Source organism: Spinactinospora alkalitolerans, assembly GCF_013408795.1.
Taxonomy (GTDB): Bacteria; Actinomycetota; Actinomycetes; order Streptosporangiales; family Streptosporangiaceae; genus Spinactinospora; species Spinactinospora alkalitolerans.
This window is the reverse complement of record NZ_JACCCC010000001.1, coordinates 4,126,586-4,138,176: the sequence shown is the minus strand read 5'-3', so window position 1 is coordinate 4,138,176 and position 11,591 is coordinate 4,126,586. Positions and strand designations below refer to the sequence as shown.

The following is an 11,591-nucleotide window of genomic DNA, read 5'->3' as shown; positions in this document are numbered from 1 at the left end:
GCGGTCATCATGCCGGCTCGCTCAGCCGGACACCGGTCTGCAATGGTCGGTCGGGGTCGTCCCAAAAAAGCGAGATATCGCGCCCGGGCGCATCGTCCTCCTGAGAATCTACCGAAAACGCCTCGAGCCGCAAGTCCCGTATCGACTTTTTCAGGGTGAATATCCCGTCGTGTCCGCTCGCCCCGATCATTCCTTTCAGGAAGTCGCGGAAAGCCGGACCGGAACGGTGTTCCCTGTCCCAAATGAGTACTGAAATACCGGCGTACAGGGTCGCGAACAGCTCCTTCCTGCCGCGGTCGTGGTGCGGCGGTGCGCTCAGCACGCCGGCCACCGAGTCGCGGTCGCGCATCAGCCGCGCCATCAGTTCGCGGTCATCGCGGTAGCCCCGCTCGGGAATCCAGTGGATCGGGGGGGTGCGTCCGGAGCCGGCCGGTCCGGGGCCGGCCAGCGTCCGCCAGCGCCGGCTCCGCTTGCGCAGCGGGGCCAACTGCCTTTCCAGGCCGCGCACGACCACGTCGTATTCGATTCCGATGGGAACGGTCGGCATCCCGTCGGCGATCGTCAGCGGCCACAGGTCGACGTCCAGCCCCATGAGGTCCCTGGAGAGGGCGAACTCCAGGACCAGGTCGCGGTCGAAGTGGTGCGCCCAGCCGGTGTCGGCCTGGGTGATCAGCTCCGGCACCCGCCGGGCGAGATCGGCGACGCTGAGACTCTCGGTCGCCATCGGCTGGGGCTCCCAGCGGACCGGGTTCGTCTGACGCCATGGCGTCAGGGCGCAGGGCGCGGTCGCGATGTCCCCCGCGCCCTCCTCCTCGGTCTCGATCTGGAAGATCAGGTAGAGCGGCAGATGGTCCCGCCCCGGCTTGCGAGCCGAGCGCAGCTCCTCCAGCCGCTCCATGACATCGGTGACCCCGGCCGCCTCCAGCAGGTCGGCCTGTCCGGAGATCCAGTCGCGCAGCCGGTCGACGCGGTGCGCGCCCGCCGGTCCGCCGGCCGCGCCCGCGCCGACCGCGTCGCCTTCGGTCAGCTCGTCGAGGACCATCTGCGCGAAGAGCAGGTAGGGCGGGACCCCGTGGTCGGCCATGCAGTCCAGCAGCAGCCGGAAGGCGCCCCAGGCGTCGGGGAAGCCGACGGCGTGGATGTCGGCGCCGGCCTTGGCCGCGGCGATGCTGAAGACGTCGCGCAGCGAGGGGAAGTCCAGGCCGGACAGCAGCTCCTTCACGCGCTGCTCGGCGTCGGCGCTGAAGAGGCGGTCGGTCGTCGGAGCGGACAGCCGGTTCAGCAGCTCGTGCGCCGGGCTGTCGGGGAACAGGAAGGAGACCGCCCTGCGCAGCGCGTAGCGCCCGCCCTGCGCCTGCCAGCACTCCTCCACGATGTCGAAGAGGTGGGCCCGCATGTCGGGGGCCGGCGCGGCGTCCAGCGGCCGGGGCAGATTCCGGTTGACCATCCTGACCAGCCGTGCCCGGTCCGATGCGCCGGCCAGAGCGGTGATCCTGGCCAGTTCGAGGCAGACCGCCTCGATCGGGGAGCCGTGCCCGCCGTCCCCGCCGTCCGCGCCCGTGGCCGGGGCCAGCAGGTCCCGCAGCCCGGGCCAGGCGTCCCTGATGAGTTCCAGCGGGAGCATGAAGCCGAGTTTGGAACCGGGGTCGGTGTAGGAGGTCGTGGCCAGGCCGATGACCGCTCCCGTGCGGGCCTCGCGGACCCCGGCCCCGCTGTAGCCCCTGCTGATGGCCGCGCCCGACCCGGTGCGGCTCTCCAACTGGATGTAGCCGGGGCGTGCGCCGCCCTTGTCGTGCATGCGGTTGTAGGACCAGACGGCGCCCTCGCCCCTGCCGGGGTAGCCGCACACGTCGACCTCCCGCCGGTCGGGATCCCCGCAGCAGTGCAGCGGGGCCGGCCCGAAGACGTCGGGCGCGGGATGCTCCAGCCGGAGCACGGCGATGTCCCACGGGGAGGAGTCGACGAACCAGGCCCCGGGGACCACCGATGCGCGGGCCCGCCAGCCCGCGTGCACCGACGGGCTGTCGATCAGCACCGCCTCGTCCTCCGACGGATGCGGCCACGGCACCGTCCGCGCCTGCGCGGAGCGCGGACGCAGCGCGGCGTTGACCACGTGGGCGCAGGTCAGAATCTGGTCGCCGGCGATCAGGACGCCGGACCCCGCGACCTCCTTGCCGTCCGGCCGCAGAACACGCACCGCCCACGCCGGGGACGTCCTGGGGGATGCGGACAAGCTCGCCTGCCTCTTCCCTGTTGTGGCCGGGCCTCGGCGGGCCTTTGCGCGGCCCGCAATACCGATGAAACGCCATATGGGTCCCATGCCTCAAGGAATCCGCGCCTCACGGGCCAAAAGTGGCCACGGAGAAGGGGGGACCGGGGCGGTGCGGTCAGGGCCGGGGCGTCTCCGGCGCGACGGCGTGGTCGGTGAAGCCCCGTGCGATCAGGCGGGCGCACGCCGCGCGCACCTCGTCGGGGATCGGCACCGGTGCGCTCCAGCCCCGGTCGGCGTAGGCGGTGAGGCGCTGCAGGTCCCCGACGAGGAAGTGGACCAGTTCCACCTCGGAGCGGAGCCCGTCGGGATAGCCGTCGTAGCCGCCGGAGAAGCAGCGGAAGGCCCACTGCACGCCGGGCCAGTGCACGGCGGCGGTGGCCAGCGCGCGCCGACCCATGTAGGGCTTGGCGGTCACCACGGCGCTGCGCACGTCCAGTCCGTGCCCGGCGGCGAGCGCCCGGCCGAACGCGAAGTTCTCCCCGGTGTTGGTGGCCCGCCGCTCCAGCAGCATCGCCGCCTCCGGCACCCCGGCGGTCTCCCGCGCCACGTCGGCGAACTCCTCGGCCTCGGAACGCTCCCAGCGGGCGTGCCCGCCGCCTCCGGAGGTGCGCCGGCCGCGGTTCCCGGACAGGATCAGCAGCGGCGCGGCCCCCTCGGCCCACATCCGCCCGGCGTATTCGGCCACGCGCAGGTCGTGGCTGCCGAGCGCGAGGACCACATCGGCGGGCCGGTCGCCGCCCTCGTGCGCGGGCGCCTCGTGGAAGTCCCACAGCATCCGGGCGTCGGCCCGGGTGCCGGCGTCGATGCCCGCGCTCATGAAATCGGTGTTCACGGTGCGCCTTCCGTAGGGCTGGGAATTCTCTCTGGAATCGGTCCGCGGCGAAAAATGCCCGAATGAGATCCTAACGCGGACGGGTATATCCACCTTATGGGTCGAAGAAGTACTGTCTGCGGGATCGCGCGTTATGGGAGGCGCCGGCGGTGACGCCGCCTCACGGTAGTTCCCGGCGATCGCACCGAGGCCGAGAGATGTGAATGGACAACGAGCAGGTATCGCCCGGCACGGGTTCCGGCGCGCGATTGGACGGTGCGGCGGGCGGAGTGCGGGACCGGGTGCGCGGCCGATCGGCCCCGGCGCATTCCGAGGCGTGGGTGAAGTCCCGGTACAGCGAAGACGACGTCAACTGCGTGGAGGCCGCGAGAGGTGGTCCGGCATTCACGGAGATACGCGACTCCCACGATACCAGCGGCCCGATTCTGCAATTCCCGCACGGCGAATGGAGCTCGTTCGTCACCGCGGTCAGGAGCGGCGCGCTCGCCTGAACCGGGATCGGAGGACCATCGGCCGAAGACCCGGTGGCCGCTTAGATGACGCTCATCAGGTAGATGTCGCAGTCGGCCCGGGTCCTGCGGGGGACGGACAGGGTCGCGGGGTGCTCGGCGCCCATCACCCGCTCGTAGCGCAGCCGCACCTCTTCGAGGTCGGCGTCGACGCCGGTCGTCCCGTCCGCGCCGCCGTCCGCGGCACGGTCCGCGGCGCCGTTCAGCGCCTGCCGGTCCAGGGCGAGGTTGCGGGCCGCGGCCAGGGTCAGCGGGTGGTCGGCGGAGAAGACGCGCCTGCAGCGGGCGACGATGTCGGCGCCGCGCAGCGCAGCCTCGTCGATCGACCCCAGCGCCGCCTGGTCGCTGGCCGTGTTGATCGCGCACACCACGCTGGTGGGGTGGTTCTCACCGAGGGCGCCCACCAGCGCCGGCAGCGCCGCGCCGTCGAGCTCCCAGGCCTCCTGGACGCGGCCCAGCCGGCGCAGGACGAGCGCCAGGTTCACCTCGGCGGCCAGTGCGGTGTGGTGCCCCTCGCCGAAGCGCGAGCGGTAGCTCTCGGCGACCTGTCCGGCGATGCGCAGCGCCTCGTCCAGGCGGTCGCTCTGGGCCAGCGACAGGGTGTGGCAGGCCTTGGTCAGCACGGTGTTGCCGTGCTGCTCGCCGTAGCGCTCCAGGCTGCGCTCCAGCGCCAGCCCGGACGTCTGCACGGCCGCCCCGTACCGCCCGCTGCGCCGCTGGGCCACCGACAGGGAGCGCAGCGCCGCCAGGGTGTGCGGGCCGCTCTCCCCGAAGACGCGCCGGGCGTCCTCGGTGAGCTCGGCCAGCGCCGCGAGCCCGTCGCGGTAGCGGCCGGTCTCCAGCAGGTCCACGCCGATGGCGTTGCGGATCGAGAACGTGCGCAGCGCATCGGGGCCCAGCAGCCGCATCGCCTGCGGGTGGAGCCGCTGGTCGATGTCCAGCGCACGGCTGAAATCGCCGGAGATCCGCAAGTCGCTGGTGTAGGAGTGGCCGGCCTCGACCGTGGCGGGGTCCTCCTCGCCCAGCAGGTCGCGGTAGCGCCGGTAGAGCGACTCGCTCAGCTCCAGCGCGCCGGGGACGTCACCTCGCAGCCGCAGGTCATAGACCAGCTCCTGGGCGGCGTCGAGGGTCTCCTCGTCGTCGGCGCCGCGCTGCTCGGCCAGGATCTCGTGGGTGCGCAGGCTCAGCCGGTAGGCGTCGTCCAGCCGGTCCAGGCGGCGCAGCGCGGGCGCCAGCGCCAGCGAGGCGCGCAGGGTCTGGGCGTGGTCGGCGCCCAGCTTCTCGGTCCAGTGGGACACCGCCCACTCGCCCAGCCGCGCGCTCTCGCCGTAGTCGCCCCACGCGCGCAGGAACTGCACCTGGTGGATGACCAACTGGCGCGCCCAGGGGTCGGCGCAGTCCACCGCGGCCGAGACCCACACGTGCGGCAGCAGCTCGCTGTAGCGCGGCCATTCGCGCGCGGCGTGCGGATTGTGCGGATCGTGGTTGGCCAGGAGCATGTGGGCGCAGTGCCGCAGCGCGTCCTTCTCCTCCCGGCTCAGCGGGATCTGCAGCACCCGCTGGACCAGGCGGTGCAGCTGGATCGTGCTGTTGGCGAGGTCGCGGTGGGCGAGCGCGTAGCGGTCGACGGCGCGCAGCGCCCGGCCCAGTTTGATCGGGTCGCCGAGCATCTCGCCGAGCTCAGGGGGCGCCGGCACGCTGCGTGCGCTGAGGAAGAGCGCCCGCGGGATGGGCTGGGCGGCCAGGAAGGAGCAGACCTGCAGCAACTGCAGCGCCCCGGGGCTGCTGCGCCGCAACTGCTCCAGCGACACGTTCCACGCCGCGGCCAGCGAGGTCGGGTAGCCGCTGATCGGGCGGCTGCTCTTGAGCAGCTCCGCCGTCTTGTCCCGGAACAGGCGCAGGTACTCGGCGGCCGGCATCATCGTCTCGCGCAGCCAGACCGCCGCCTGCTCGACGGCCAGCGGGAGGTCCTCCAACTCCGCGGCGATCAGGTCGGCGTCGCCGTCGGAGAGTTCGGGCCCGCGCTTGCGCAGCAGTTCGACGCTCTCGGCCCGTTCGAAGACGTGGACCTCCAAGAACCGCGAGCTGGAGTCGCGCCACGCGCCGTCGCGCGAGGTGACGATGATGTCGCCGGGGCCGTCGGTGGGCAGGTAGGGCCGCAGGGCCTCGGGGTCGCCGGCGTTGTCGTAGACCAGCAGCCAGTTCCGGTACGGCCGGCCGCTGCGCAGCGCCTCCAGGACCAGCGGAACGGCGGTGCTCGCGCTCGGGTCGGAGCCGGGGCCGACTCCGGGGACGATCCTGTGGCACAGGTCGATCAGCGACTGCTGCACCTGCCCGATGTGCTCGGCCGGGATCCACCAGATGAGGTGGTAGTCGCCGCGGTGGCGGTAGAGGTACTCCAGCGCCAACTGGGTCTTGCCGACGCCGCCGAGGCCGTGCAGCGCGGTCGGCACCACCGCCGTGGTCCCGGAGCGGACGTGGGACTCCAGTTCCCCCAGCATCGCGCCCCGCCCGGTGAAGCGGTCGTTGCGCTGGGGCACCGTGCCCCAGACCGCGGGGAGCGCGCCGGGCGGCGGATCGGGCGTTCCGGCGGGGTGTCTGCTCATGGCCACGTCTCCTCCACCGGACGGGGGATGGAACGCCGGCTCGGCATCCGAGGGCGGTGTCCGCGTCTCCCGGTTCTGCGCCGGCGGAAGGTCTGCGCGGGAACTCGAAATCGTCACGTCGTCGTTGTCCCAGTTGTCGCGGAGCGGTTCCTCGGAAGGCTTTCCGGCCGGTCCAGCCGGTCCAGCCGATTCAGACGGCTCGGCCGGCTCGGCGCCGGATACGGAATTCGCCGTCCCGGAGGCCGCGTCGAATTCACGCCATACTAAAGGAGCGGGCACGCCGGAATCCGAAGGCTCGCTCCGCCGGTGAATACGCGGCGGTTCGCCGTTTCGGCCGGGTCCCGGTCGGCGGCGGGGAGCGGGGGATTTCTCGCCGGCGTCCGGGGCCGCTCGCTGGTCGGCGGGTTGACCGGTGATGTGGTCGGCGATGTGGTCGGCCGCGCTGTGATAGGCCCCGCCCAGTGCCCGAAGTGCGGCGATAACGGTGTGCGCGAAAGGCCGCTCGATCCGGGTCGGCGCCCTCGGCGGCGATTCCCGGACGGGATCGCGCAGAATTCTCCCGAGTTGCGGGAACCACGGCACCTGCGCACCGAAATGGTCGGTGACCGCGCGCATGACGGAAAGGGTCCGGCCGCGCCGCCCGCCCCGGGCGATGAGCGCGGCCCGCACGCCGTCGTGGAACTCCAGCGCGAGCGTGGCCGGCGACGACAGCGCCCCTCGATCGGCGTCGGCGTCCAGCCAGTACACCAGTTCCCCGTAGAGCACCTCGGTGAGGTGCGAGGGCCGGCACCCTGGCAGCATGCGCTGCACCATCCGCATGATCGGCAGGGAGAGCGGGACCGCTGCCAGGCACACCGCCAGTTCGAACGCGGTGGGCGAGGCCGCGGCCCTGAACCGGGAGACCCTGGCGCCGCCGGACGGGTGCGCGGGCGGCAGGCCCTCGGGCGGTGCGCCCTGCTCGCCGGACGGCCGTGCCGGGTCCCCGCGCGGATGCCTGCGGGCGAGCAGCACGGGGCCGACGTGGGCCCGGGAGCCGCGGGTCGCGAAACGGGCCCAGCGGTGCAGCGAGTCCCGGCCGAGTTCCAGCACGGGCACCGCCACCGCGCCCTCGAACACCCCCGCTGCCATCGCGGCCGGCAGCGGCGCCCGCGACGCCGCGGCGTAGCGGTGGTTCGGCGGGACCGTCCCCGGCGCTCCGGAGCCGGGAGCGGTCAGCTCCGCCCGGTGCAGGCGCAGGCCGGTGTCGCGCCACTGCTCCCTGCGCAGCAGGTGCACCACGCCCAGGGCGCAGCGGCGGCCCCATCGCGACAGCCAGGACTGCACGCCCTCGCTCTCCCAGCCGGTGCCGACCCCGTCGGTCAGCGCCAGTGCCAGCTCCCGGCCCTCGGAGCCGGTGAACAGCCGCTCCGGATCGTCCGGCAGAGGGCCGCGGATCTCGATCCGCTCGCTGTCGGTCTTGTCGGAGTCGAACCGGACGACGGTGACGCGCCGGAACACGCCCAGGCCGGTGACGAAGCCGATGAACTCCTCGGCCAGCGGCCGGTGCAGCAGCATCGATGCGCTGTCGTCGAGGAGGAAGGTCAGGTCGAAGGCGCGCTGCCTGCGGGGGCGCTCCCGCGGCAGGACGCGCACGCCGGGCGCCCCGCGTGCGGGGCGCCCCTCACCGCGGGGGCCCTGGAGCGCGTGCAGGAGCCGCTCGGCGAACCCGGCGGCCGTCGCCTCCTCGTCGAACTCGGCGCGCGCGGGGTCCTCGCGCCACCGGCGCAGCGGCCGCAGGGCCCGCTGCAGGCCGTGGTGGTCGGTGAGGGCCCGGTCCAGGCCGGCGCCCGGCCCGAGCGGGGCCGCGACGTCGGCGCCGTCGGCCAGGTGCGGCGCGGCCTTCGGGGCGGGCAGCAGCGCGGGCCGGGGGCGCGGCGGATCGGGGGAGCGCTCGGCGGGCCGCCCGGACGGCTCCCGGAGGCGGTCGCGCGGCGCCGGGCCGTCGGCCCGCCCGCCTCCCGGGCCGTGCGCCCGGTCGCCGGCTTCGGTGCGCTCCCGTAGGGGCGGCGGCTCCCGCCGGGGCGCGGCCGGGGGCTCCGGGGCCGCAGCGCCGGCGGGGCCGGGGCCCGCTTCGGCGGCCGCCCGGTGCGCGGCCAGCCACAGCCGGTCGGCGATGTCCTCGCGCCACAGCGGGGGCCGCGAGGGACCGCCGGGCGCGGGGAAGGCGGGGGACGGCGCGGGGGAGGGGCCATCGGGGGCACGGTCGGACGGGCGGCCCGATGCCGCACCGGGCGCGTTGCCGTCGGGGTGGTCGGCACTGTTCAATTCGACCCCGCCAGCCGGTGCCATAGGAGCGTCAGGACACGGGAGAACCACTCCTCGTCCCATGGTTCGCCGCCGGAATCGCGCATGGAAGTGGCGAGGAAGACCGAGTTCAGTAGCTGGTCGACGGCGAGTCCTTCGCGCGAGCGGCGGGCCTCGATGAACCGTGCGATCAGCTCGCGGTCACCGGCCCCCTCCGGCCGGTCCAGGTGCGCGGCGATGATGTCGGCGAGCTGCTCGGGGTCGGGGTCGTCCAGGTGCAGCGCCAGGCAGCGGCGCAGGAACGGCGGGGGGAACTCGCGCTCGCCGTTGCTGGTGATGACGATGAACGGGAAGGCCGAGCAGGTGACCGCGCCGCCCCGGACGGCGGCCGTGCCCCCGGGGTCGTCGGTGCGCACCTCGGCCTCGGGCGTGGTCTCGCTGATCCGGGCGAGCTCGGGGATGCGGTAGGAGCCCGTCTCCAAGACGTCGAGCAGGTCGTTGGCGAGGTCGATGTCGCTCTTGTCGAACTCGTCGATGACCAGGACCCGCGGCCGGGCGTGGGCGAGCATGGCCGTCCCCAGCGGGCCCAGCCGGATGTAGGAGCCGATCGGGTGGCGCTCTCCGGCCGCGCCGTCGGCGCCGGGCCCCGGACCCGCCGCCGAGATGTCGTGCACCCGCGCGATGGGGTCGTATTCGTACAGCCCCGACCGCACGGTGCTCCTGCTGTTGATGGACCAGCGCAGCACCCTGCCCAGGCCCAGCTCCCTGGAGACGCGGTAGGCCAGCGTGGACTTGCCGACCCCGGGCCGGCCCGTGACCAGGAGCGGCCGCCGCAGGTAGAGCGCCGCGTTGACCGCGTCGATCTCCTTGGGGTCGCGGTGCCGCGGCGCCGGATTGTCCGCGGGGCCCAGGACGCGTTCCATCTCCGGGTCGGGCGCGGTCGGGCCGGGCAGTGCGGGCCCGCCGTGGAAGCGCCGCCACGGGGGAGGGGGCGGCAGCGCGTCGATCGGCGACGGCGACCGGCCGGGGCGGCCCGAGCCGCGGTAGATCCACCAGCCGGGGTCCGCCCGCTCCGCCGGCCGGGCGGACCGGTGGCCGTCACCGGTGGGCCCGGGTGCGTCGGGGTGTCCGTCGTCGGATGCTGAGGAATGAACCATCAGCGGGTCCTCCTGGCGCGCCTGCCGGTCAGTGAGAGCGAATAGGGGGAATTCTGGGAATTCAGATCGGAGAGGGCCGCGAGATCGTCATAAATCAGACAAATAAGATAGCTGAGACTGTGATCGTACTCTCTCCCGCCGCCGCTTAGGAAGGAATCGGATCCTCCCGAGCGGAGTCTGCGGAGGCGGGCGGGCAACGAGATTATGCCCGGCCGGTTCACGGGCTCGCCGGAGTTTCCCGCGATTTCGGTGATGAACGACCGCAGACGGTCGTCCATGTCGCCGGTGCACCACAGCACGACGGGCACCCCGTACATCAGCGCGGTGCGCAACTGCTCGTCCCCCTCGGGCAGATCGGGGCGCGTGCCCAGCACGCAGACCGCGATCGCGTCGTCGCCGGCCAGCCGGTCGGGCAGCGGCGCCCCCGAGGCGTCGTCGCTCCAGTGCGTGGTCGCGCGGCCCCGGTGCAGCTCCTCCCACCGCCCGCGCAGCCGGATGAGGCTGGGGCGGTAGTCCGGGTCGTAGAGCCGGTCCCAGTTCCGCACCACGATCTCGTGCCCGGCTCCCAACGGGGCCAGCCGCGGGACCGAGGCGCTGTGCGGCCGGGCCGCGGGCAACGGGACCGGCAGCAGCGAGTAGGGCAGGATCAGCTCGATGCCGAGGTGGTTGCACTCGCACCTGTGCCACAGCTCCGCTTCCTCCCGGCGGGCCAGTTCGGCCACGTGACGGGTGAAGTCGGCGTGCGGCACCCGGACCGACCCCCCGGAGACGGTCGCCTCGCCGCCGTCGGCCGGATGGCGCAGCCAGTGCGACACCTGGTAGTCCGGCGGGTCGCCCGGGTCGGCGCCGTCCAGCGGCTCGGCGCGGACGATGAGCCACGCGGTCCCGTCCGGCTCGGGCGCGTCGCCCGCTGCGCCGCGCCCGGGGCGTGCGCGCAGCCGGGCGATCTCCGCGGCGAAGGCCCGGCTCTCGGGGAGGGCGTCGACCCAGGAGCGCAGCCGGGCCGCGATCTCGCACCGCTGCAGCGCGATCTCCTCGGCGAGGACGATCCGGCGCGGCGGCGCGCCGTCGTCGTCCAGCATGTCCCCGACGTCGAGGAAGGCGTCCCACGCGGTGTGCAGCAGGTGGCGGTCGGAGCGGGGCTCCCTGCGGTCCCGGGTGGCGGCGCGGTAGGCCGGCCGGATCTCGTCGAAGCCGATCCCGGTGAGGAGGGCGCGCAGGGCCCGGACGGCCGACTCGCCGGCGTGCTCGTCGTCCAGGTGGTCGGCGAGCACGGCGCGCACCCGGTGGACCTCGGTCAGCCCGTCCTCCAGCGGCGCCAGGTTGTCCACCAGCCGCCCGACCGCCCGCAGCCGCGCAGGGGAGGTGCAGCAGAACTGCGCCACGTGGTGCCCGAGCGCCCACGCGCCCTCCTCGGCGGAGAACTCGCCGGGGAAGTAGCCGTCGAGGTAGCGGCAGAAGGGCCTGCGTCGGTCCAGGTCGAGCAGCAGCCCCAGCCGCCCCAGGGCCGAGCCGAACCGCTGGACGCCGTCGTGGAAGCTCATGGCGGCCCACCCGCCTCCGCGGCGCCCGTATCCGGGGTCCGCGTCCCCGGCCCCTCCGCCTCCGGGGCGTCCGCGCCCAGCAGCGGCGCCGCGGCCGCCCAGATGGCGCGCATCGCGCGGCTGCCGTCCTCCAGGCGGTCCAGGACGGCCAGGCTCGTCCCGAGGGCGCCGATTCCCCGGTACTGCTCGGCCACCTGCACGAGGTCGTGTGCGAAGGCGCCGGGGGCCGCGTCGAGGCGCAGGCGCTCCCTGAGGACGGGGTGCAGCAGGCTGCAGAAGGCGGTCCGGCGGTCCGGGAGCTCGATCGTCGCCGCTCTGCTCAGCGCCCGGGCCAGGGCGATCTGGTGTTCGACACGAGAGCGACGCTGATATGCCACTATTGTCCGCC

Annotated in this window: 7 protein-coding genes; 1 reads left to right on the top strand and 6 read right to left on the bottom strand. The window is 73.9% G+C overall.

Annotated elements, in window-relative coordinates; translation table 11 throughout:
* Positions 1–7: 7 nt before the first annotated feature.
* A complete protein-coding gene (locus HDA32_RS18320; protein ID WP_179644344.1) occupies positions 8–2,233 on the bottom strand; it encodes a VMAP-C domain-containing protein in 2,226 nt (741 codons plus the stop codon).
* Positions 2,234–2,387: 154 nt separating this feature from the next.
* A complete protein-coding gene (locus HDA32_RS18315) occupies positions 2,388–3,104 on the bottom strand; it encodes a YdcF family protein (RefSeq protein WP_312863236.1) in 717 nt (238 codons plus the stop codon).
* 203 nt (positions 3,105–3,307) lie between these two features.
* On the opposite strand from HDA32_RS18315, the gene HDA32_RS18310 reads away from it, so the two are divergent.
* Positions 3,308–3,595, top strand: a complete 288-nt coding sequence (locus HDA32_RS18310; RefSeq protein WP_179644343.1) for a DUF397 domain-containing protein — start codon at positions 3,308–3,310, stop codon at positions 3,593–3,595.
* A 41-nt stretch (positions 3,596–3,636) separates the two neighbouring features.
* Here the strand turns inward: HDA32_RS18310 and fxsT are convergent, their stop codons facing one another.
* The 4 genes from fxsT to HDA32_RS18290 are packed head-to-tail and all read right to left on the bottom strand — an operon-like array spanning position 3,637 to position 11,580.
* The gene (gene fxsT / locus HDA32_RS18305) at positions 3,637–8,523 is read right to left on the bottom strand and encodes an FxSxx-COOH system tetratricopeptide repeat protein (RefSeq protein WP_179644342.1); all 4,887 of its coding nucleotides are present in this window, start codon (positions 8,521–8,523) and stop codon (positions 3,637–3,639) included.
* On the bottom strand, positions 8,520–9,659 hold the full coding sequence (locus tag HDA32_RS18300) for an AAA family ATPase (protein WP_246334409.1): 1,140 nt from the start codon (positions 9,657–9,659) through the stop codon (positions 8,520–8,522). Before HDA32_RS18300 ends, fxsT begins: the two co-directional genes overlap by 4 nt.
* Positions 9,659–11,203, bottom strand: coding sequence for a VMAP-C domain-containing protein (locus tag HDA32_RS18295; RefSeq protein WP_179644341.1), 1,545 nt, complete (start codon positions 11,201–11,203; stop codon positions 9,659–9,661). Before HDA32_RS18295 ends, HDA32_RS18300 begins: the two co-directional genes overlap by 1 nt.
* Positions 11,200–11,580, bottom strand: a complete 381-nt coding sequence (locus tag HDA32_RS18290; RefSeq protein ID WP_179644340.1) for a hypothetical protein — start codon at positions 11,578–11,580, stop codon at positions 11,200–11,202. Before HDA32_RS18290 ends, HDA32_RS18295 begins: the two co-directional genes overlap by 4 nt.
* Between the last annotated feature and the right edge of the window lie 11 nt (positions 11,581–11,591).

Bases quoted from the DNA above. Each gene is read 5' to 3' on its own strand.
- HDA32_RS18310 (WP_179644343.1), top strand. From the start codon at position 3,308: ATGGACAACGAGCAGGTATCGCCCGGCACGGGTTCCGGCGCGCGATTG.
- HDA32_RS18300 (WP_246334409.1), bottom strand. From the start codon at position 9,659: ATGGTTCATTCCTCAGCATCCGACGACGGACACCCCGACGCACCCGGG.
- HDA32_RS18295 (WP_179644341.1), bottom strand. From the start codon at position 11,203: ATGAGCTTCCACGACGGCGTCCAGCGGTTCGGCTCGGCCCTGGGGCGG.